Consider the following 21,213-nt stretch of genomic DNA (forward strand, 5'->3'; position numbering starts at 1 on the left):
TCTACCCCGTGCCCAGATGGCGGAATTGGTAGACGCACTGCTTTCAGGTAGCAGCGCTGCAAGGCGTGGAGGTTCGAGTCCTCTTCTGGGCACCAGGCACCTAATCGTGTGCATTTTCCGACGTCCGCAGACGTCCAAAAATACCAATAAAAACAATAGATTATGTTAAAAACCTGTCCGTAGCGATCCTCGGGGATCCGCCTGCGTCCGGAGGTTAGTATGGTACAGCCGCTGGTACCATGGTACCATTGAGGGTCACCTCACCCCGTCCGTACCATACCATGCCGCTGACAGACCTTAAAATCCGCAGCCTCAAGCCCGATGGAAAGCCTCGCCGCTACACCGATGGCGGCAATCTCTTCATCGAGGTACGCCCCAATGGCTCAAAGCTCTGGCGTTTTGCCTACAAGTTCGACGGCAAGCAAAAGCTGATGGCGCTCGGCACCTATCCGGAAATCTCGCTTGCGAGAGCCCGGGAGAAGCGGGCAGAAGCCCGCGCCCTATTAATCGAGGGTATCGACCCGATGCAGCAGGCCAAGGTGAACAAGCTGGAGCGGCAGGCGCTCACTGAGCACACCTTTTCCGCCATCGCCGCAGAGCTCCTCGACAAGAACCGGCGCGAGGGTCTTGCCGGCGCCACGCTTTCGAAGAAGTCTTGGCTCGTCGGCATCGCCAATGCCGACCTTGGCGATTTGCCGGTCACGCAGATCAAGCCCACCCATGTCCTCGTCCCTCTCCGCAAGGTGGAGTCAGAAGGCAACTACGAGACGGCCCGCCGGCTGCGCGCCGTAATCAGCCAGGTCTTCCGTTACGCCGTCGCGACAGCCCGCGCCGAGCACGATCCGACGGCAGGCCTGCGCGGCGCGCTGATCGCTCCGAAGGTCACCCACCGTCCCGCCATCGTGGACCGGGAGAAGTTTGCAGGCCTCATCCGATCGATCTGGGCCTATGACGGCGCGATCGAGACTAAGGCCGGGTTGCAGCTGATGGCGCTCCTCTATCCCCGGCCGGGCGAACTGCGTCTTTCCACTTGGGGCGAATTTGATCTCAGGAAGCGGACATGGACCATTCCGGCGGCGCGCACCAAAATGCGCCGGGAGCACAAGAAGCCACTCTCTGGCGCTGCGGTCGAGATCCTGAAGCGCCTTCACGCTGTCACGGGGCATGAACCTTACGTCCTCGTTTCGCAGCTTTCGCGCGGCAAACCGATCAGCGAGAACACGCTCAACGGATCCCTGCGCCGTCTGGGCTACGCCAAAGAAGAAATGACCTCGCACGGATTCCGCGCCAGCGCCTCAAGCCTGCTCAACGAAAGCGGCAAATGGCACCCTGACGCCATCGAAGCGGAACTCGCCCACATGGGCGCCGACCAAATCCGCAAGGCCTATCACCGCGCCACCTATTGGGATCAGCGCGTAGAAATGGCGGATTGGTGGGCCGGAGAGGTCCTCCGTTTTGCGCGCTTGTGATGAGCCGATAGGATTTTCTTACTACCGTTCAACGTCTGTTGGCGCTCTTATGGTCGCAATCACCGCATTCCCTTGAACCACGACGTACGCACACAATTCGCGGGAAGCAGTCAGTATTGAGCTCTGGCGTTTACTTTTTCCGTAACCTGACACCCGGCGCGTCTCCGTTTGTGAATTCGACACCTGCCTTCTCAAATGCGCTCGTGATCGCGCTCAACGTTGACACCTTGGTCGCGTCGAGACTTCCTTTCATTCTTTCAAGTCGCTTGATTGTTTCAACAGACAGTTCTGTTTTTTCTGCGAGATCGGACTGGCTCCAACTCAACATTGCTCGGGCGGCTCGCAGCTGGGCAGATATCATGATTGCACTTTTTATTTCTTTTATTGCACTTATTATGTTGACACCTTCGAGCAGTTGAATTACCCAAAGAGTGCAATTGATTGAGTATCAGATTCTTCACGCGCGGGCCACTTCCCGCGTGATTGCCGACACGTATTCGGAGCAGCCATGCGGAACACGTCGCATAAAATTCAGACGGCCCCCGAGTCTTCTAGTCTACTGGAAGGTGTGGCTGAATGGATCAGCCTCTATAATCAGCGCGCCGCAAAAATACAGGAGTGGCAGAGCCTTGAGACACAGCTTTTCACACAAGCCAAGCGAATGGGCATTGCTATTGAGGCGTCCTTCGAGTCGGACCGGCCTGAAGCTCAGGCTATGAAGGCACTGGACGAGCACATAGAAGAACTTGCACAGCAGACTGACGACCTCGCCGCAACAATCCTTTCACAGCCTGTCGGATCATTGGCTGAAGCTGCAGGCAAAATTGAAATTGGACTGAAGCTTCAAGGAGCGGAAGACTGGCAGCCCTACGCATTGGAACTGGTCGAAGATGGACTTGATGCTCTGCGAAACCGGCTTGGGTGATCGATGCGGGCATGAGAAAGACACTCTACAGTGCTCTGTTTTATTATCAGTAGTACACCGCATGGTTCGGCTCCTCACTCACGCATAGAAATAGTGGGTCAATGGAGGTGTGTCCGCAGCTAGAGATCTCCTGCCAGTAGATTGAGCATTGCTGATCACTCGAATGGGCGCAGAAGGAGACATCGACTCGCAAAAGCCTCAATGACCGAGGCCCTATTCAGCTATTCGGCTGCATGCGAGGACGATTACGCTTGCCTTCCCGCTGGTCTGGGGCGGTGTTCTCTGCCCCGGGGCACCATCCCCCAGCAACAAAAACAGGTTTTGACTTTTCAGTCCCCAGCGGAGTCCCCACTGACTTTTCCACCAGGTTTGTTTGCTTGTGTCGTCTTCCACATTTGCATTGCCATGCCCTCGCAATACCTCGCGGCTAACTGCTTTTGATCCATTTCCGCCAACGCAGCCGCTGGCACCCACGGCGAAAGCCACTCTTCTAATTTGGTGCGGTCGGTATTCTTGTAGGATTCATACAGGAATATGGCGAAGTCGAGCGGTGACTCCGCTGGCTTCTTAATTCGATCTTCCTCGCCGAAGAAAATCGACGGATTACGCCGCCAGACGATCATTTCCGAGTCTGACAAAGGGTGCGTCGCGAGAATGCGGGTGCCATTTTCCAAGCGGTGCACACAATACGCCAATTGCTGCGATTCAATCACCGTCCCGCTCTCCAGCAAACCTGCGACCGGATCACCATCGACAGATGGGATTTCATAAATCTCACCAACCTTCAGCCTCGGGCGCTGGTCCGGATCGAATGCCAATTCCGGCTGCTCGCCGTCAAAGGTCGCGGGAATATGAGAGTGGTCTTTCAAAGAATTCATGAGCGCATCAATTTCCAAATGCCTCTCTTGCGAACACACGTACTCATAGAAGCTAGAGATTGGCACGGCGGGTGCAAAATCCGGAATTTTGTACCCAAAGCCCAAAGCTTGCGTTTGCACGCGGGCATCCAGCCGGGAGTGATAGTTGTGATTGGTGACGATTACGTAGGCAGGATCAAACTCTTGCCCGTCGTTTTTCGTAAGCCCTTCCGCCGACCGAATTTGATCCATCGCTGCTGCGGGCCACTGGTTTGCAAAGTCCTCGCCCACCTCGTCAGGCACATTCAGTTCAATCATCACAATACGCTCATGTTCTGAATATTTATTCAGCGCACTGATTAACTTACTTTTCACCCTCAGTCGCTTAACTTCGTCATCCTGCGGCGCCCCAGAAGAATCCCTCGCCTTTGCCTCCACCGAGAATGTCCGGCCAGTCTGCGGGTACACTGCCACGAACTCAGTATAGCGTCTCTCACCCTTGTGTTCCTCTTCATACTGAATATTAAATCCAGCTTTAAGAAAGGCCGCAGCGGCATAGGTCTCATACAGTGCGCCCAGGAAATTCCCGAAATGCCTTTGCTTAAGCCGCGCAATGTATCCACGAACACGATCAAACGCATCGTCAGGGGGCGAGTTGTGAGCGATCAGGTACAGATTGTAAGCAAGTTGCATGAATGCTTTCATCGCGCCGGTCATATCACCATGCCGCAGGCCATTGATGATCGGCACAGGAGTCACGTCCGCTTGGGCCATCACAACCCAGCGAGCAATAGGGTGTTGGATTTCCGGTGCCTTAGCAGTTTCCTCGCGGAGCCACTCTCGCCCCAGAAGGGAGAACAGAAACTCCTTCAAAAAGTCGTGAAATGTTTGCCAGTACGGCGAATGGTAGATGCGATTGCAGACTACCAATAAGCGCTGACCGGACGCTTCGACAGAAATAATCGGCTTACCGAACCCCTGTTCTCTCTGGTGCGCTGCTTTTTGGATTTTCGCGCCAAGCGCCTTAGCCTTGGCAATATCTGCAACAAGTCCGGGTTCCGCAGCAGGACCTGACTGCGCCTGCGCATTCGGGGCACCATGGCACCTCTTGAACTTCTTCCCCGATCCACAGGGACAGTGCGCATTGCGACCGATTTTTGGGTGGTTCTGCGAGTTAACTGCAGTGTCTCTCCTGTCAATGACGGTCTAGCCAAGCTGATCAAATCGATTCGGTAATTGTTGCCGAGTTTCGAATGCCGTGCAACTCGCTTGCGCGGTCAAGCACTTTTCTGAGGTGACGATGGTGTCAACATCATGCCGCATCTCCCGAAGGAAATGCCGGCAGGTATTCACCAAATGCAAAATGGGCATCAATCAAGCCGAGAATCGGCTGAGAATCGGTTGAGTCTGGCATAACTCGGAGTGCCCTGCTAGCTTCAAGACTTGGGAAAAGGTGAGCTGAGTGAGCGCAAAAGACGACTTCCCGGATCCCGATTTCAGCGGCGCCCCCCGGCCGGACTTCGCATCGAAGTCATCGGAAGCGTTTGAATATATGTGTCTGGATCTTGCCCGGTCGCATTATAGCGATGTTCGCAGCGGCGACCTGCACGAGCTTCGCGGGCAGGCCCAGCAGGGGGTCGATTTCCTCGTGGATTGCGGTGGGGCTGGTCTGGTCATGATGATCATCCGTCCCGTGATCATTGAGCCGCTGGACACCGAATGGACCGAAGCAAAGGCTAAGATCATCGAACAGGTGACGCGAATTGAAACGGCTAAATCATATATCGCCACCATTCGGGAACAGGCAGCTACGGAGTTCAAGGCGACGGGCGACAAAGGTCGGGAAGCTCAGCGCCAACAGGAAATCACCAATCTGCGGTCTACAATTACGCGTGCAGAGAACAGGGCTAAGGAACTGCACACTGCCTTTACGGACAGGTTGTCTGAGTTCCGGGTTCTTGACCCGGCCTGCGGATCGGGAAATTTCCTCTACCTTTCTTTGAAAGCACTTAAGGACATTGAGCATCGCGCTAACGTCGAGTTCGAAGCCTTCGGATTCGCGCGGCGACCTCCTAAAGTGGGGCCCGAAGCGGTGAAGGGTATTGAGATCAATCCCTACGCGGCGGAGCTTGCTCGTGTCTCGATTTGGATTGGCGAAATCCAGTGGATGCGCGCCAATGGTTTTGAAGCCACGACCAATCCGATCCTGAAACCGCTCAATAACATCGAATGCCGGGACGCGGTACTGAACCCGGACGGAACGCGGGCGGAATGGCCGGACGTCGATGTGGTGGTTGGGAACCCGCCGTTCCTGGGCGGCAAGCGACTTCGCGACGAACTTGGCGGCCACTACGTCGATACCTTATTCTCAGCGTGGCGCGCCTCCGTTCGGCCTGAAGCAGACCTCGTGCTCTATTGGTTTGCTCGGTCCGGAGAGCTTATACAAACTGGCCGTCTCAAGCGTGCGGGACTCGTATCAACAAACTCGATTCGCGGCGGAGCGAACCGAGACACATTACGCAGTGCATTGGGGGATGGCCGTATTTTTGATGCTTGGGCCGATGAACCTTGGATTGTCGATGGTGCCGCCGTTCGCGTGTCACTGTTATGCTTCGACAATGGAGCAACGGTCGACCTCCGTTTGGACGGCCATTTAGTCGATGAAATCTTCGAGGACCTTACAGCCCGCCCAATCGGTGGAACATCTGTAAACCTTACCAATTCCGTTCGCATGGTTGATAATGGCGAGATTGCTTTTCAGGGTTTCAAGTTCGGCGGCCCATTCGAGATAGACGATTCAACTGCAATTGCGGTTCTTAATGAACCCCTCAATCCCAATGGAATGAGAAACTCAAAAGTCGTTCGGCAATGGCACAACGGCATGGATATTACGAGACGTCCTGAAATCCGTTGGTGTTTTGACTTCGGGGAATTGAGTGAGCGCGATGCAGTCCTATTCGAGCGACCGTACAAGGTTCTTCGTGATCAATGGGACGACGAAAACCGAAAGCGCCTAAAAGCAGGTAATCGACCGCTTCGCAACGGCGAGGGAAACACAGCAGTGACGTGGTGGCGTCATCAGCGCCCGCGCACTGAGCTTAGGGTTGCATTGACTGGTCTCAGACGTTTTATCGCGACCCCTGAGGTCTCAAAGCATCGGGTATTTGTGTGGTTTGACGCAGGGTCCATGGCTTCGGGTTCGGTGTACGCCATCGCCCGTGACGACGACACAACGTTCGGCATTCTCCACTCGCGATTCCATGAAATTTGGGCTCTTCGGATGGGAACTTCGCTTGAGGATCGGCCCCGCTACACACCCTCGACAACATTCGAAACCTTCCCTTTCCCCGAAGGTCTGACGCCCAACATTCCTGCCGCTCACTACGCCGACGATCCACGCGCCCAGGCCATTGCGGCGGCGGCGGCGCGGCTGAACAAGCTGCGCGAAAACTGGCTGAACCCGCCGGACCTGGTTCAGCGGGTGCCGGAAGTCGTGCCGGGCTATCCCGACCGCATCCTGCCCGTGGATGAGCGGGCCGCTGACATCCTGAAGAAGCGCACGCTGACCAATCTCTACAATGAACGCCCAGCCTGGCTCGACCATGCCCACCGCGATCTCGACCGCGCCGTAGCAGCTGCCTATGGCTGGCAAGCCGACTTTGATTCAGGGGTGCTGACGGAAGATGAAATCTTGAAACGTCTGTTCGAACTCAATCAGGAGCGCGCCAAAATGGATTCATCTGAAGGCGCTTGAACGGCTGCGATCTGTAGCGAAATCAAAGCGACCGGAGTTGAAAGATTTCGCCAAATCGGCTAGTTCCTTATGTATAAACGATAATATCAGGACTCCAACCCGTATAGCCCGTCGAGAATATGGTACGGCGTATGGTATTTTTCGGTACCATACTTTGAAAAAATCCAAATTATTTCAAAGTCTATATGGTTAAGTCGAGTCCTCTTCTGGCACCAAACTGCTTTTCGGGGACGAACATGTGGCGCACTGCTTCCGGGCGAGCGCGTCCAGACTGCTCAACGAGAGTGGCCGGTGGCGCGCCGATGCGATTGAGGCTGAGCTCGCGCATATGGGCGCCGACCAGGTACGCGAGGCGTGCGCGACCTACTGGGACCAGTGTGTAGAGATGGCCGAGTGGTGAGCAGGCAAGGTGCTGGGGTTTCCCTGACGGGAGATGCCGGGGCGTGCGGCGGCGTGGATGGCACCGCGTTCGCGTGCTAATATCGGCCTGGTTTGAGGCTAGCGGCTCAGGATGTTTCCCGGAGTGCCACCCCCTGAATGTCCGCCATTACAATACACCAACAGCGGCGCACTAAATGCGTCTTTGCTAAGGGACGAGACAAAAGTTGCGCTTTGCCCGAAATGCTGATCGTCAGGACGCGGGTTCTGTCTGACCACGCGTCATCTTTCAGGGTGAGCCTGCCCATCCGGAGCAGAATTTATGCCCGGCTTTCCACCCTGAATATGCAATGTCCTTCCCGTTCCGGAGTATCCCGGTGTCTATCCCGCAAGCGATCAGCCTGTCGCGGAGTCCGGTGGCCCTTATATTTAATCTGGCAAGTCGTCTTCCCGATCGGTAAGATTTAGGGCGCATCTGACAAAGGCGGTACGCATTCTGACAGATAGCGGCCAGGATCGGTATGACCAGAAAGTGAAAGTCGCTTTTTGGCGAGTTTTCGCCGCCGGGGGTACACGGCGTAACCGGCTCGAATGGGGGCAGAAAGAGATATTAAAATCAGGGCTCGGGCCGTCCGGGCTCTTGATCAAAGCTGGTTTTCAAGGCGAGGTAGGTTGCGGTCGTCTTTGACAGCTCGCTTTTTCCAGGCACACTGGACAATCTCATAATTCGGTAGATCAATTGGCAAAAATCAAGGGGTCGAGAATGCAGCTTTCAGACTATTCCGAATATGACGCTCTAGCGCTGGCTGAGCTCGTCCGTTCCCGGCAAGTGACAGCGCTCGAACTTGTCGATGCCGCGATCGAACGGATCGAGCGGCACAATCCGGCGTTGAATGCCGTCGTGCACAATGCCTTCGAAGAGGCCCGCCAGACGGCAAAAGGTGCGCTCCCGGACGGACCGTTCAAGGGCGTGCCCTTTCTCATAAAGGATCTTGGTCAGAGAGTGTCCGGCTGGCCCCGGACATCAGCGAGTGTCTACGCGGAGGTAAAGGCCGACAGGGATGACAGCGAGCTGGTCCGCCGGTACCGCGCTGCCGGGCTCGTCCTTGCGGGCAAGACGAACACACCGGAATTCGGGATCCCCGGCGTAACCCAATCGGAGCGGCTCGGCGCCTGCCGCAATCCGTGGAACCCGGACCATATTTCAGGCGGTTCTTCGGGCGGCGCGGCCGCGGCGGTGGCGTCCGGCATGGTACCGGTTGCCCATGCGAGTGACGGACTTGGCTCGATCCGCATCCCGGCGGCTTGTTGTGGCCTAGTCGGCATGAAGCCGACGCGTGACCGTAATCCCAATGGCGGTGAGGATTCCGATCGCGCCATCGGCTTTTCTGTCGATCACGTTGTGTCGCGCACCGTGCGGGACAGCGCCGCTATGCTCGACGCGACAGGCTACCCGGAGCCTGCCAGTCCCTACGCTTATCCGAAAAAGGAGCGGCCCTATCTTGAAGAGGTTGGCCGTGCACCCGGACGGCTGAAGATTTTCTGGTCTGCGCAAACGCCAAGCGGCCGGCCGGTGGCGCCCGAAATGGCCGCTGCGACCGAGCGCACGGCAGAACATCTGGCCAAGCTCGGGCATGATGTTCGCGAGCAGGCAATCACACTGGACTGGCGCACATTCTATCGCGCGCAGGCGGTTGTTTCGGGGTCAAACTTCGCAGCGGGCATGGCACGGATGGTGCAGGAAATTGGCCGCGAGCCAGGCAGCGACATCGGCCCGCTGGCCCGGCGCGGCTATGACCGGGGCCGGGAAATCACCGGCCAGCAGGCGATGTGGGGCTGGCAACAGCTTCGGCTGATGGGCCGCATGGTTCTTGCCGTGTTCGAGGAATGCGATGTCTATCTCTCGCCCGTGCTGGGTACCGAGCCGCCGAAGGTTGACTGGCTCGATCCGCTGAGCCTTGACATCAAGGAGTATGACAAACGGTCTGCGGCGACTTTTCCGTTCACCCCGGCCTTCAACATCACCGGTCAGCCGTCCCTGTCCCTGCCGCTCTGGCAATCTGACAACAATCTTCCGCTCGCCATGATGTTCACGGGCCGGTACGGCGACGAAGGCACCTTATACCGGCTCGCCGGGCAGCTTGAGAAAGAACTTCCGTGGAAGGACCGTCGGCCACCCATCTGGAACTGACCTGGCAGATCACCCGACGAGCGGTTGAGCAGAGTTTGTCTGACGTCCTGCGGTTCAGATCCTGAGCAGCACGCGGCCCTGTTTCCCGCGCGTTGCAAAGCGGTCGAAGGCTTTGTCTGCCTCGGCAATATCGAACACGCTGTCGATGGCAGCGCGCAGGGTGCCGTCTCCCGCCAGGTCTACGAGGCGCGCGAGGCGGGAGGGGGAAGTCTTCAACATCATCAGGAAGCCGGCGCGGCGGGATGAAAACCTGGAGCGCGCCAGACCGGCGAGATCGGAGGTTGGATTGCTGGATACATACATGCCCGAGCGGCTCAGAAAGGGCGCTGCTGCGCGGAACGACAGGCGCGCCGGTGTATCAATCAGGAGGTCGAAGGCATCGCCTGGCGATACAGCGCGGCCTGCCTCATACGGCCTGAACTGGTGTGCGCCCTGGGCGCGCACCCAGCTTTCGTTCGCTGCCGAGGCGACTGCGGTCACGTTGACGCCCCGGCTGGCGGCAAGCTGCACGGCATAGGCCCCAAACCCGCCCGCGGCGCCGATGACAAGGCAGGATTGCGCAGGCGCCAGCGGGCAGAGGCGTTCGAGAACTTCCACGGCGGTCAGCCCCATGACGCACAGGGCCGCAGCTGATTCGTCGCTCAGGGACTCCGATATGGCCAGGAGGCCGCTTTCCGGCACGGCGGCAAACTGTGCATGCACCCGCGGCCCGTTCAGCACGGGAGAGTATCCCATCACCCGCTGGCCAGCGCGAATGTGCGTGCCGGAGGTCCGGGCAACGCCGGCAAATTCGAACCCCGTGAGCACAGGTCCTTCGCGCCGGAAGCGGTTTACCTGCGCAGCCCAGCCTCCCGCCCTGACCTCGACATCCATCTCGTTGATCCCGGCGACTTTCACCTCAACCAGGATTTGACCCGGCTTCGCTTCTGGCACCGGCAGATCGACAATGCGCGAGGATTGCGTCGCAGGATCGACGGCAAGGGCGCGCATCATGACAGGGTCTCGATGCTGACGCCGAAAGCCCGAAGGCGGGCGACCGCCTTGTCCGGGTCGATGGTGGATTCCGGAAAAACCAATCCCTCCGGCGGCGGATGACCGTCCAGCCCGAGGACCCGCTCTGCGCCGATCAGCACGCCGAGCGCGGTCAGATGGGCCTGTCCAAGGGGATCGGTCACGACGGTGCGGTGATGGGCGGGGGCTCCCGCAGCGCGGCCGGATATGTCGATATAGAGATCGTGCGAAGCCGCCCGTCCGGCTGACGTTCCGAGAGACTCGCCGGACCCGAGATCGAAGCGGACATCCCTCGCGCCGGTCATTGCGGCTAAAGCCGGCGTATCCAGTACGCCCATAGGCATGGCATCGAACGGCGCCTGGCCCGCGCGCGGAACCGACCTTACAGCATCCGGTGCAGGGACCTTCCGCCAACGGCCGTTTTGCCGGATCAGGGCCTCGCCCACGAAACCTGTCGCATCGGCTTCCGTCATGGGACCAATCGGGTCGGCATAGTCATAGAGCGCGGCCATCTCGACACGGTCGACCGTGTCGAAGCGGCGCGCGGCAGACAGTGCGGCGAGTGTCAGCGCGCCCGCCTGCCAGTGGCCCAGCATCATTGCGGGCCGCCGGACGCAGGCGGCCGCCGTGATTGCGCTTGAGGCCATGTTCTCCACAGTCCGGGTGATGCCGATATGACCTGCTCCGGAACGGAGCGCGGCAGCCAGAAGGGTATCGTCGGGATCCTGCAGGGCTGCGATGACCAGATCAACAGGGCCTGCCGCCGCGAGCCCTTCGGCGGGGTCGGCGACATCCAGCCGGACGAGGCTGGCGCCGAGCCCGGTAGCCAATGCTCTGCCGGTATCGGGACTGCGGCCCGCCAGTACGATGTCCAGATCGTGCCCGGCTTCGCGCAGGACTTTTGCAATGCCAGAACCAATAAGGCCCCAGCCACCGGCGATCAGAATGCGCGCCCTCACAGCGACACCGACATGCGGTATTCGGACGGGAAGCCGTGGTCCCTCGATAATTCGGGCGAGCGGACTTCTGCAAGGATGGATAGGCCCATCGCCTGGTAGAAGCTCACGGCCGGATTGTCGGCGAGCACGTCCAGTTGCAGTTCCCGGAATCCCTGCGCCCGCGCCCGCCCGATCGCGGCTTGCAGCAACGCTTTGCCGAGGCCCTTTCCTCTGTGGTGCGGGAAGGCGGCCAGGGCATGCAGATAATACACATCATCGGGTATATGGGCGTTGAGATAGCTGGCCTTTCCGGCCCGCACCATCAATCCCGCCAATTCCTCATAGCTCGCCTCGCCCCGCGCCATCAGGTCCGGCGCCATCGCCGCAAGATTTTCCTTGAATGCGTAGAAGCTGGCGCCCGCGAAGCCGAGTTCAATTCCGAGCAAATCTCCGTCTTCCATGACGGCGGTGGTGCAGGCGGCGCAAAACAGCGTTTCGGGACGAGGCCATGACGCCGCCACAAGCCGTTCCAGAAGGCCATCGGTGCCAAACTGGTAGTCATAACTCACCGGTCCGGTGGCGCGCACGAGTTGCGCAATCAGCGGCGCAAACCGCTTCGCCTCGTCTTCGCGCAAGGTTCCTGCTTGCACTGTGGCAATTGGCATATACATCTCCACATATTGTTACCGAAAGTAAGTTACGATTCGTAAGTTACTTATAGTAAGTAGGGAGTCAACGGGAAATCATGTCAGGGAGACGTTTGCCGCGCGATCAACGCCGGACACAGCTACTCGAAGCGGCGGCCGGGATTGTCCGGGCCGAGGGGGCCGATGCGCTGACACTTGCCCGCGTAGCTGAGCGCGCCGGCGTGACCAAGCCTGTCGCCTATGAACACTTCGAGACCCGCACCGGACTTCTGAAAGCGCTCTACCGTCATTTTGATGCGCATCGGATTGAAATTACTGCGGCAGACCTGGAGCAGCATGCTGACAGTCTTGAAGCTGCCGTCCCTATCCTCGCGGCGGCATATGTTGATTGCGCATTCGAGAGTGGCCCGGAGTTCGCGTCCATAGCGGCAGCGCTGGCTGCGACCGGCACGAAGGATGCGTTCGGCCACGAATTACGAGAATCGTATACGGATCTTTTTTACAGCGCCCTGACCCCGTACAGGACTTTTTCGGCAAAGGATGGGAAGGGGATGATGCTGGGCCTGATCGGGGCGGCTGACGCGCTGGCGCAGGAAGCTGTTGCCGGGCGTATCAGTCGCAAGGCCGCTGTCGCGGCGCTGACCCGCATCATGCTGAGTGTGCTGGTGCGTTAAGCGTACCAGCGTGGAGCCGGCCAGAGGGAGGCCGGGGGCGGGCGTGGCACATTTGGCAAGGCGGAACACAGACGGTTGGTACGTTGGATCGTTGCTGGTGGCTGAAGGCTGCCGGATCATGACCCCGTCTGTCAGGCTGTTGGAGGGATTTACGGAACGTGCAGATCCTGTTCGTTCAGTTGATCGTGAGAGAATATCGCTTTCATAACGCGCTCTTCGCAGCTCTCCAGGATCATGAGGGTCTGGCTGTGAACTTCCCTGGCATCATCCTTACGCAGCGCTTCCACCAGGCGTTTCTGATGGTCCGGGGAAAAAGGATAAGTGTGGGTAAGCTTCGTATAGAGCCAGTAGATGCGCATCGCTGTATCTTCCAGCGTGTTCACCCAGTTGATCAGAAGCGGATATCTGGCCTGCTCAACAAGATAGAGGTTTGAGCGCTTGTTGGCTTTCAGAAACTGAAGCGCGGTCGTATCATCCTTGATCGGAGTAGTGCATTTGATATCGTAGTGCAGCTTGTCGAGCATACGGTAGTCAGCCGTCGCAGCGGCCATTGAAAAGACGGTCGGTTCGAGCATTTTCCGCAAGGTGAAATTCTGCTTGATGGCAAACAGGGTGAGCGGCGCAACGCGCGTGACCCGCGGGGAAATCGACACCAGAAACTGCTGGGTGATCAGTTGTTCAATCGTGCTTCGGGCCATGTTGCGGCTGATGTCGAACATTTCGGCCAGAATGTATTCGGACACCTTCTGGCTGGGCGCGAGCTTCTGCGTGATGATCGCGTCGAGGATGAGCTCATAAGCTTCCGCAGGTGATTCAAGCTCATTTTTCATGGCGTTCCTGTCATTCAACAACGTGCTCTCATGGGCCCGCTGACATCGGGCGTCTCTTTATGAACATCTCTAGGACTCTCCGGGTCGATCTCAAGAGGGTTCATGCGAGACTGCCTGTCGCAATGGCCTGAATATCATACGGATGCGCTGCAGGGCCTAATAAGTGAGGCTGAAGCTCAGGAGGCCAGTCACTGCGGCAAACCAGATGACGATCCCTACCGCCAAGGGCAGCAGGACACTCCAGAGCCTTGCCGGCCAGCTGGCGCGTCCCGACCAGGTGGTCACCAGATTCCAGACCGTCGCCATCATTGCCCCATAGAGGACAATCTGGGCGCCTTGCATGAAACGGATCAGGCCATCAGAGGCGGCGGTAAGTTTCCCTATGTCAGAAGCGAGCGTAACGAACAGGCCCATCCAGGCCATCAGAAAAAGCAGAACAAAGATCAGTCCGATCCTCGCCAGCCGGTGCGAGAGCGCTGCGTGCCCCGTGAGCGGGAAGGGCTGCTGATAACGCCAGCGCAGGAAAGCGGCGAGGGGCCAGGCGACAACCGTTGCCAATGAGACCAGCAGTGCGAGCGCCAGCAAAGGGTTGAGCAGGGCCGACGATCTGTACCAGGGCGGGGGCGAATAGACCATGAAAGGCGAAGCGGGTTCATAGGCCCATTGGTGAACCTTCCCGTCGCGATAAGAGACAGCGAGGCGTTGCGTGCTGCCTGCACGTTGCCAGACATCCGGCGCAATCGGCTGCCAGATTGCGGGTATGCCCAGGAAGGGTGTGTGCAGACGTCCCTGCGCGTCGACCGTAATACGCGCCTGTCCGAGATACCGGCCCAGCGCCATGAAATTGGTCGCAGAGGCGCGGGAGACTTCATACACGCCTGCGATCTCGCGCCCAGGGTTGTCCGCTTCAGGCTGGTAGGGCTGAGCTGCCTTGGGGGCGGCGCCCACCAGATACCGCTCGACAAATCTGGAGGCGAACTGCTCTCGCAGAAGCAGAGACTGCGCGGGTCTGCGACCCTGGCTGTTCACTGAAATAAACAGGCCGACATTGTGGTCGGGAAAAAGCGACATATCCGAGTGAAAATAGACCGTGTCCCCCCCATGACCGATCGCGCGAACGCCCAGCCTGTCCTGCTGGTAGAACCCCAGGGCCATCGTGTTGAGAGGCGGGAGAAAGGGAGTCGCGGCGGCCTGCATTTCATTGGCCGTTTCGGGAGAAAGCAGCCCTGCGCCAGCATTGAGATGGGCGATCATGAACCGTGCCATGTCCTCAGCCGTTGAGGCGAGGGCGCCTGCCGGCGCAGCCGGAATCAGTTCGTAAGGCTGGCTTGCGTTGTCGTCTCTGGTTTTAAAAGCCCCGGACATGTTGTCCGCAAGCTCTGCCGGCAAGGGCTGACGGAAACTTGAAGACTGCATCTCCAGGGGCGCAAAAATATGGCGCTCCACATAATCGTCAAAACGCTCGCCTGACGCGCGCTCGACGATATAGCCCGCAAGGGCTGTGCCGTAATTCGAGTAGGCCGGAACCTCACCGGGCGCAGAAACTCTTTCTGGCAGGTGGGTTTTGACATAGTCGCCCAGAGCAGGCACCGGGCTGGGCGCCCTGACAATCAGATCCTTGACGCTCTCCTCAAACCCGGACGTGTGGGTCATCAGATGGCGCAGCGTGATCGGCTCATCAAAGGCGTCCGGGATCGTGAAGTCGAGATACTGATTTATATCCGTGTCAAGATTTACCTGACCCTGCTCCTTGAGCTGCATCACGGCTGTCCAGGTAAACAGCTTCGAAATTGAGCCTGGCCGGATAAGGGTCGCGGCGCCATCCATCCGGCGCCCGGTGTCAGGGTCCGCATAACCATAACCCCGGCTTGTCAGGAGTTCGCCATCCTTGACGACTGCCACGACCGCGCCGGTAAACCCGCCATCTTCAAGGGCGTAAGGCATCAGGCCATCCAGCCAGGTGTCGACATCGGTGCGGGTCAGGTTCGGTGAAGAGGTCTGTGCGCCTTCGGTTGCCGGCAGCGCTGCGACCGGTTCCGACTGGGCCGCGCCGGGCAGGGAGGGCGCGGTCCAGAGCATCGCAAGCGCAAGACCGGCAACGAGACTTCTGATTTTGGAACCGGTCATAACGGCAACTCTCTGAACAGGTGGGCAATGGCTCATGGCAGCGTACCACCGAGCAGGCGAAAGACGGCGATGCCGGTAAAATTTCCGATGATGTATCCCAGCACGCCCGTCAGAATTCCAGGAACGACCAGATTGCGCCATTTCATCATTATGGCGATCGCAGCGGCAACGGGAGGGCCGGCGATACAGGCGATGCAGGCAACGATCAGTTCGGCATAGTTGAGCTTGAGGAACCATCCGGCGATGAACGTGACCAGCAGATTGCCCGCGAATATCATTGCGACGAGCAGGAAGTATTCTGGCGCGGCATCAAGCACACCCTTCAGATCGGTTCCCGCGCCGATAATCGCAAAAAACATATACATGAAGACCATCGCCACCAGGTCTTCGCCCTGAAGACGGGAAAGCTGGCGGCGACCGAATGTGGCGATCAGGGCGGTAAAAGTTGTCACAAGCAACAGGGCGTAGCTAGTGATACCAAGCCGGTCGGCAAGCGCCATACTGACCGCGACAATGGTGGCGGCGATGGCAAGGGACGTCAGGATGCTCTGAAGACTGATCGCTGAAAGTTCAGGTGCCTGAGTGTCATCGGGCCCTTCAAAAATTGTGCTGCTTCTCCACGGATAGGCGCGATGAAGCGCGGGCCAGGCCGCGAGCAGGTTCATGGCCATGATGAAGCTGACCCCGAGAATATTATCTATCGCCAGGGCCGCGGCCAGGCGGGAATTGTCGGTGAAGCCAATTGCCTCTGCCACGGCGACGAAATTCAGCGAACCGCCCACATAGGTCGCGCTGAACACGGCCGCGATCTCAGGCCCGCCCGGACCAAGATCCAGGAGGCTGCCGCCGAGAAGTGCGCCTGCTGCAACGCCCAGGGTTCCAAGGGAAAAGGCGAGGAGAACCCGTCCGCCTTCCCGGAAGATCTTCAGAAGGTCTGCTTTCAGCAGGAAGAGGGCGATCGCGATGGGGACAAGATAGGTCCAGATCGCGCCATAGACAGGCGCGCTACGCGGAATAAGGCCGAGATTTGCCGCAAGAATGGAACCGATCAGCAGCAGGCCGACCCCGGAAACACGCCGGCCGACCGGTGTTTTCTCCAGGGCCACCGCTATGGCTGACAGGACCAGGAAAACAGCCAGAAGTCCGAATACATTGTCCGGTGATATCAATGTGTCGTCTCCGGCGGGTGGCTGGCGGCAAGGCGCCTGGGCGCGAGCGGGCCGCCCCAGAACTCCGGCGCAGGCGGTCCAACCATACCCTTGCGGTAAACAAGTCCGTTGACCAGATCCGATCTGAGGGCAAGCGGACCGTCAAGGTCTGCAAACTCGCAGAGCTGCGCGATCGCAAATGCCGGAGCCATAGACAAGGATGTTCCCACCATATTGCCTACCATAAGTGCCTTGCCGGCCTTGCGGGCTTCGGCCGCCAGGGCAAGTGCCTCGGTGAGGCCGCCTGTCTTGTCCAGCTTGATATTGATCATATCATACCGCTCAAGCGCCTGGGAAAGCTCGCCGCGGTGAAGGCAGCTTTCGTCTGCACACAGAGGGACAGGAGATTTATAACCTTCAAGTTCGCTGTCGCCGCCCCGTGGCAGGGGCTGTTCGATCATGGCAACGCCCAGATCTGCCAGCGCATCTGCCGTTCTGCGCAGCTGCGCGAAACTGAAGCCCTCATTGGCGTCGATGATCAAAGTTGCATCGGGACGTGCCGCGCGAATGGCCGCGACCCGCTCCACGGGCGTTTCGGCATCAAGCTTGATCTTGATCAGGGAGTAGTCAGCAGCTTTGGCGGCCTGCCGGGCCATTTCCTCGGCGCTGTTGATGCTGATCGTGAATGCAGTACGGACCGGATCGGGGGAAATCGAAAGCATGTCCCAGACGCCCCGTCCATCGAGGCGCGCGTCCAGATCCCATAAAGCGCAATCGAGCGCATTGCGGGCGCCGCCAGGGGGCAGGGCGCTCTGCAATTCTTCCCGTGTCATTCCCGCAAGGATGTCTCCGCGCACGAGCTCGATCTGTTCCAGCATGCCATCGGCGAAGTCATTGGTGTAATAGACGCCGCAGCCCTCGCCCCGGCCGGTGTGACCATCCTGCCCGATTTCAACAACCACCATGTCGATCTTTTCAAAGACATGCCCCGTAATGCGAATAGGCGTGCGCAGGGGCCATGATGTTTTGTAAGCGCAGAAACTTCTATTCATATTCTGGTTCCGTGGAAGGAGGATCGCGGGCAGCACACAAAGTGGTTCGCGGACAGGGCGGACAAACATGTCAGCTGGACATGCTCTATGAAAAAATGTCCGGCATCCGGAGGGTTCAGATGCCGGACAAAGTCCCCTGTACTAGTAGCGCAGGGAGAGACTGAGACCGAACGACCTCGGCCGGTTCACAGAGACCGAAATGGGCGCTGAATCCAGAACGCCATCCGGACCGACGGACTGAGCCAGAACGTTCGCATCCACACGAACGGCTTCGACATCGTTCAGCAGGTTGGTTGCGAACAGGCTCGCTGACCAGCGGTCACTCTCAAGTCCGAGGCGCAGGTTCAGGATCTCAAGAGGATCAAGCTCCGAAGACCGATAGTTCTGCACATCAGAGTACCGCTCGCCGACATACTGAAACACGCCCGAAGATGTGATTTGCCAGGTATCATTCAGCGGGCGCGCATAGGTGTAGCCGGTCGAGAAGGAAAGCGAAGGCGCTTGGGGGGCTTCATTGCCTGATTTCAGGTCATAGAAGGGCGATGATGCGCCCGGAGGAAGCGTATTTGTAGTGGCGTAATTGCCTTTGAATTCTGTATCCAGAAGTGTTGCGTTCAGGAAACCGGAAAGCGTGTCGCTGAAACGGTAAGCCGTCTCAAACTCAAGGCCGATGATATCCTGATCCGGGCCGTTCACCACATTGGAAGCAGGCAACATTACAAGGATCTGCGTATCCTTGAATCTGGTCTGGAATATGCCGGCATTCGTCGTGAGCGCGCCGCCCAACCAGGTTGCCTTGATGCCGCCTTCCAGAGTGACAACCTCGTCCGCATCATAGCTCAGATTGTCATAAAAGACCGCGGGATCTCCGCCGGAAGTGGTCAGTGCGGCGACAGCCTGGCCGATCCCGCCGTTGCGTGTTCCTTCAGCAGCGCTGGCATAGATGAGCATGTCGTCATTGACATCAAACTCCACCCCGATGCGTGGAAGGGTTTTGGACAGCTTGAATTCAAACTCATCTCCGAAGCCTGCGCCAACAAGAATGTCGATTGGAGATGCAAACCCGAGTGGATCAGACTCCGTCCAGGGAATAATGTTTCCGCCGCCATCAAATCTCGGATTGAGATTGATCACATTGTTCGTAACCAGCTTCACACTGACGGTATCATCGATATAGCGGGCCCCGGCGATGACACGGAATCGGTCTGTGATGCTGTAAGTGCCGTCAATGAAGCCTGAATACTGTTCCGAGTTGGTCGTGGTGAACTGGTCAAGAAGAAACCGTGAGGAAGGTGACGTTACGGGCGCGCAGCCCGCGCAATCCAGCGTCGCGCGCTCTTCAATGTCCTTGTCACGATAATAAAGCCCGCCTGTGAAGTTCAGCGGCCCTTCAAAGTCGGAGACAAATCGCAATTCCTGAGAGAACTGACTTTGCTCCCGGTCGACTGTCTGGAATGTGGTTGAGTCGATTGTGGTGCCGGGCGTATCGGAAGCGAAAAACGGCGCCAGGCCAAATGTATTGGAGGCGCTGAAGCGGGACTCTGAATTTGTCCGCTCATAATGGCCGGTGATGGATGTCACGCTCAACGGGCCGGCGTCATATGTGATGCGGCCGGAATAGAGGTCGAAATCATCCTTGTACACACCGCTGAGAGGCGAAGCGGAAAAAATGAGATCTTCCGGGTCTGAGCCTGGATCAACCTGGCTTGATTCGCCCATCTCATCGCGCATCAGGAAGGCCGACAGGCGCAGCTCAAGCTGGTCCGTCGGCCGAGCCAGCAGAACGGCCCTGCCTCCGATGCTGTCGAAATCGTTGACGTCTTCGCCTTCAGCAGGATTGTCGATAAAGCCCTCATCCTTACGATAGAAGCCCGAGACCCGAAGGCCTGCCTTTCCCGGCGCAAAGATCAGCGAGGTCGCGTTTTCACCGCTATAAGCGATGCCGCCATCCGTGATGGATTCGACCTGGCCGCGGGCATACCCCGTTACGGTTGAGCCATCGAGATAAGGGTCATTGGTGAAGTAGCGAACGACGCCGCCAACAGCGCCTTCACCGAAAAGGGTAGGCTGGGGCCCCCGGATGATCTCAACGCGATTGAGATCAACGGAACTGAAGTCACGCTGGAGGCCAGGCGCTGCGACTGACACCTCATCCAGGAAGATGCTGTAAAGAGAGCTGGTCGAATAGAGGGCATCCGGCTTTGAATCGACGACGCCGCGAATGGCAATATTGTTCGCATTCTGCTGCGATTTGACGTTCTGAACACCCGCGACGAGTCGGCTGATATCGTCAAAATCCCGGATGCCGAGACGTTCAATATCTTCATCAGAGATCGCCGCCACGCTGGCCCCGATGTCCTGCGTGGATTCTGCTTTGAAGCGGGCTGTAACCACAACACCGTCCAGGACGTAGGGCTCCTGTGCGGAGGGTTCTTCCTGCCCCCAGGCCGGTAAGGTCAATCCAATAATGCTTACGCAAGCCAGCAGCTGCGCCCTCGTACCCTGTTGCATAGCGTCCTCTCTTTTATGGTGCTGTTAAAAAATAAGACACGGTTATTGAAAATTACAACAGTTTTATGGCCCCAGCGAAGAGGATCTTTGAATTGCCCGCTTAATGGGCGCGTGCAGGTTGATGTCGCGCACGCCGATTGCCTCACTTTTATGGAAGGCGATCTGCACCCTCGCTTCTGCGGTAGCCCTTATCAGCGCCTGCGCGCCTCCTTCAGGTCTTTCCCGAAGTTTCCGTTACAGGAAGGGCGGTGTCGTTCTTGATCTGCGACAATGCTACTGAACTGCGGACTTCAGCGACGCCATTGAGCGTGGAGAGCTTCTCAAAGAACAGCTTCTCGTATGCGAAAATGTCTTTAACAGCGATCTTCAGGAAGAAATCCTGACTGCCCAGAACGACAAAGCATTCGAGTACATTCGGAATTTCCCGGATACGTTCGGCGACGTCTTCCAGATTGGAACGTCCGTGGGCGGTTAGTTTTACATTTGCCAGAATGATGGTCTCGCACCCCACCGCCCTGGCGTCGACCAGAGCGACCCTTTTCCGGATCACACCTTCTTCTTCCAGGCGCTGTACTCGCCGCCAGCATGCCGTCTGAGACAATCCCACTTTTTCCCCGAGGGCGCTGGCTGACAGACTCGCGTCGGCCTGGAGCTCTTCAAGTATCCGGCGGTCAATTCGGTCGATGGAGGTAGTCAATTTT

Annotated in this window: 17 protein-coding genes, 1 tRNA gene and 1 pseudogene; 7 read left to right on the forward strand and 12 right to left on the reverse strand. The window is 58.1% G+C overall.

Going from position 1 to position 21,213, the window contains the following annotated elements:
* Window positions 1-10: 10 nt before the first annotated feature.
* Both HNE_RS07885 and HNE_RS07890 read left to right on the forward strand, forming a co-directional pair.
* Window positions 11-95, forward strand: a tRNA-Leu gene (locus tag HNE_RS07885).
* A gap of 144 nt (window positions 96-239) precedes the next feature.
* On the forward strand, window positions 240-1,469 hold the full coding sequence (locus HNE_RS07890) for a tyrosine-type recombinase/integrase (RefSeq protein WP_011646605.1): 1,230 nt from the start codon (window positions 240-242) through the stop codon (window positions 1,467-1,469).
* 130 nt (window positions 1,470-1,599) lie between these two features.
* On the opposite strand, the gene HNE_RS19125 is transcribed toward HNE_RS07890, so the two are convergent.
* The gene (locus HNE_RS19125; protein ID WP_011646606.1) at window positions 1,600-1,830 is read right to left on the reverse strand and encodes a helix-turn-helix domain-containing protein; all 231 of its coding nucleotides are present in this window, start codon (window positions 1,828-1,830) and stop codon (window positions 1,600-1,602) included.
* Window positions 1,831-1,977: 147 nt separating this feature from the next.
* On the opposite strand from HNE_RS19125, the gene HNE_RS07900 reads away from it, so the two are divergent.
* Complete coding sequence (locus tag HNE_RS07900; protein ID WP_011646607.1) at window positions 1,978-2,394, forward strand: hypothetical protein; 417 nt, start codon at window positions 1,978-1,980, stop codon at window positions 2,392-2,394.
* Between the two features lie 329 nt (window positions 2,395-2,723).
* On the opposite strand, the gene HNE_RS07905 is transcribed toward HNE_RS07900, so the two are convergent.
* Complete coding sequence (locus HNE_RS07905; protein ID WP_035591836.1) at window positions 2,724-4,025, reverse strand: hypothetical protein; 1,302 nt, start codon at window positions 4,023-4,025, stop codon at window positions 2,724-2,726.
* A gap of 321 nt (window positions 4,026-4,346) precedes the next feature.
* Window positions 4,347-4,451, reverse strand: a pseudogene (locus tag HNE_RS19130) (SEC-C metal-binding domain-containing protein); the annotation flags it as partial.
* Between the two features lie 262 nt (window positions 4,452-4,713).
* Here HNE_RS19130 and HNE_RS07910 point away from each other — a divergent pair.
* From HNE_RS07910 to HNE_RS07915, 3 genes are all read left to right on the forward strand, one after another.
* Window positions 4,714-7,005, forward strand: coding sequence for a class I SAM-dependent DNA methyltransferase (locus tag HNE_RS07910; protein ID WP_049755072.1), 2,292 nt, complete (start codon window positions 4,714-4,716; stop codon window positions 7,003-7,005).
* A gap of 238 nt (window positions 7,006-7,243) precedes the next feature.
* Window positions 7,244-7,405: a hypothetical protein gene (locus HNE_RS18550; protein ID WP_233352021.1), complete on the forward strand. Its 162-nt coding sequence runs from the start codon at window positions 7,244-7,246 to the stop codon at window positions 7,403-7,405.
* Window positions 7,406-8,146: 741 nt separating this feature from the next.
* A complete protein-coding gene (locus HNE_RS07915) occupies window positions 8,147-9,574 on the forward strand; it encodes an amidase (protein ID WP_011646610.1) in 1,428 nt (475 codons plus the stop codon).
* A gap of 54 nt (window positions 9,575-9,628) precedes the next feature.
* On the opposite strand, the gene HNE_RS07920 is transcribed toward HNE_RS07915, so the two are convergent.
* The 3 genes from HNE_RS07920 to HNE_RS07930 are packed head-to-tail and all read right to left on the reverse strand — an operon-like array spanning window position 9,629 to window position 12,188.
* Window positions 9,629-10,567, reverse strand: coding sequence for an NAD(P)-dependent alcohol dehydrogenase (locus tag HNE_RS07920; RefSeq protein WP_035591834.1), 939 nt, complete (start codon window positions 10,565-10,567; stop codon window positions 9,629-9,631).
* The gene (locus HNE_RS07925; RefSeq protein ID WP_011646612.1) at window positions 10,564-11,544 is read right to left on the reverse strand and encodes a saccharopine dehydrogenase NADP-binding domain-containing protein; all 981 of its coding nucleotides are present in this window, start codon (window positions 11,542-11,544) and stop codon (window positions 10,564-10,566) included. The genes HNE_RS07920 and HNE_RS07925 overlap by 4 nt, the downstream gene beginning before the upstream one ends.
* Entirely contained in the window at window positions 11,541-12,188 is a 648-nt protein-coding gene (locus HNE_RS07930) for a GNAT family N-acetyltransferase (RefSeq protein WP_011646613.1), read from the reverse strand. Before HNE_RS07930 ends, HNE_RS07925 begins: the two co-directional genes overlap by 4 nt.
* 80 nt (window positions 12,189-12,268) lie before the next feature.
* Between HNE_RS07930 and HNE_RS07935 the strand changes: the two genes are divergently transcribed.
* Window positions 12,269-12,844 (forward strand): TetR/AcrR family transcriptional regulator, encoded by a 576-nt coding sequence (locus HNE_RS07935; protein ID WP_011646614.1) that lies wholly within the window; start codon window positions 12,269-12,271, stop codon window positions 12,842-12,844.
* Between the two features lie 149 nt (window positions 12,845-12,993).
* On the opposite strand, the gene HNE_RS07940 is transcribed toward HNE_RS07935, so the two are convergent.
* From HNE_RS07940 to HNE_RS07965, 6 genes are all read right to left on the reverse strand, one after another.
* Window positions 12,994-13,674, reverse strand: a complete 681-nt coding sequence (locus tag HNE_RS07940; protein WP_011646615.1) for a GntR family transcriptional regulator — start codon at window positions 13,672-13,674, stop codon at window positions 12,994-12,996.
* Between the two features lie 156 nt (window positions 13,675-13,830).
* Window positions 13,831-15,801, reverse strand: coding sequence for a serine hydrolase domain-containing protein (locus HNE_RS07945; RefSeq protein WP_049755074.1), 1,971 nt, complete (start codon window positions 15,799-15,801; stop codon window positions 13,831-13,833).
* 32 nt (window positions 15,802-15,833) lie between these two features.
* Window positions 15,834-16,970, reverse strand: a complete 1,137-nt coding sequence (locus HNE_RS07950; RefSeq protein WP_011646617.1) for a DUF819 domain-containing protein — start codon at window positions 16,968-16,970, stop codon at window positions 15,834-15,836.
* A complete protein-coding gene (dgcA, locus tag HNE_RS07955; RefSeq protein WP_233352022.1) occupies window positions 16,967-18,070 on the reverse strand; it encodes an N-acetyl-D-Glu racemase DgcA in 1,104 nt (367 codons plus the stop codon). Before dgcA ends, HNE_RS07950 begins: the two co-directional genes overlap by 4 nt.
* A 72-nt stretch (window positions 18,071-18,142) precedes the next feature.
* The gene (locus HNE_RS07960) at window positions 18,143-20,512 is read right to left on the reverse strand and encodes a TonB-dependent receptor (RefSeq protein WP_011646619.1); all 2,370 of its coding nucleotides are present in this window, start codon (window positions 20,510-20,512) and stop codon (window positions 18,143-18,145) included.
* 211 nt (window positions 20,513-20,723) lie between these two features.
* A complete protein-coding gene (locus tag HNE_RS07965) occupies window positions 20,724-21,209 on the reverse strand; it encodes an Lrp/AsnC family transcriptional regulator (RefSeq protein ID WP_011646621.1) in 486 nt (161 codons plus the stop codon).
* Window positions 21,210-21,213: the final 4 nt, after the last annotated feature.

This window comes from Hyphomonas neptunium ATCC 15444, assembly GCF_000013025.1.
Taxonomy (GTDB): Bacteria; Pseudomonadota; Alphaproteobacteria; order Caulobacterales; family Hyphomonadaceae; genus Hyphomonas; species Hyphomonas neptunia.

Bases quoted from the DNA above. Each gene is read 5' to 3' on its own strand.
- HNE_RS07960 (WP_011646619.1), bottom strand. From the start codon at position 20,512: ATGCAACAGGGTACGAGGGCGCAGCTGCTGGCTTGCGTAAGCATTATT.
- HNE_RS07900 (WP_011646607.1), top strand. From the start codon at position 1,978: ATGCGGAACACGTCGCATAAAATTCAGACGGCCCCCGAGTCTTCTAGT.
- HNE_RS07915 (WP_011646610.1), top strand. From the start codon at position 8,147: ATGCAGCTTTCAGACTATTCCGAATATGACGCTCTAGCGCTGGCTGAG.
- dgcA (WP_233352022.1), bottom strand. From the start codon at position 18,070: ATGTTTGTCCGCCCTGTCCGCGAACCACTTTGTGTGCTGCCCGCGATC.
- HNE_RS07945 (WP_049755074.1), bottom strand. From the start codon at position 15,801: ATGACCGGTTCCAAAATCAGAAGTCTCGTTGCCGGTCTTGCGCTTGCG.
- HNE_RS07890 (WP_011646605.1), top strand. From the start codon at position 240: ATGGTACCATTGAGGGTCACCTCACCCCGTCCGTACCATACCATGCCG.
- HNE_RS07920 (WP_035591834.1), bottom strand. From the start codon at position 10,567: ATGATGCGCGCCCTTGCCGTCGATCCTGCGACGCAATCCTCGCGCATT.
- HNE_RS19125 (WP_011646606.1), bottom strand. From the start codon at position 1,830: ATGATATCTGCCCAGCTGCGAGCCGCCCGAGCAATGTTGAGTTGGAGC.
- HNE_RS07935 (WP_011646614.1), top strand. From the start codon at position 12,269: ATGTCAGGGAGACGTTTGCCGCGCGATCAACGCCGGACACAGCTACTC.
- HNE_RS07930 (WP_011646613.1), bottom strand. From the start codon at position 12,188: ATGCCAATTGCCACAGTGCAAGCAGGAACCTTGCGCGAAGACGAGGCG.
- HNE_RS07905 (WP_035591836.1), bottom strand. From the start codon at position 4,025: ATGGCCCAAGCGGACGTGACTCCTGTGCCGATCATCAATGGCCTGCGG.
- HNE_RS07940 (WP_011646615.1), bottom strand. From the start codon at position 13,674: ATGAAAAATGAGCTTGAATCACCTGCGGAAGCTTATGAGCTCATCCTC.